Genomic DNA, 292 nt, shown 5'->3' with positions numbered 1-292 from the left:
CGCAACTCCGCCAGTCGCGTCGTGCGAGCCTTCAGGGCCTACCAGGAACTGCGCAACCGAATCCCAGCTGTTGCGGCTTGAGCCCCAACCGCCGTTGGCGCCGATGTAGAAGCCGCTCCAGTCATAAATAGCGGCGACCATCGGAGGCGCCTTGGTGTAGGGACGCGCTGCCAGGTCCGCCGCGCTGGCGGGAGCCGATAGGCCGAGGGCCAGTGCCCCGGCCGCCGCAGTGACTAGAAGTTTTCTCATTAAGTGTCTCCCCAAAGGAAAAGTTGAAAGCACGACGCATTCC

The 292-nt window shown here is 63.4% G+C and carries 1 pseudogene; it reads right to left on the bottom strand.

From position 1 onward, the window contains the following. Window positions 1-249 (bottom strand): annotated as a pseudogene (locus tag AC0L27_RS41290) (hypothetical protein); the annotation flags it as partial. Between the last annotated feature and the right edge of the window lie 43 nt (window positions 250-292).

Source organism: Bradyrhizobium sp. Ken51, assembly GCF_055807435.1.
This window is presented reverse-complemented; position numbering and strand designations above follow the sequence as displayed.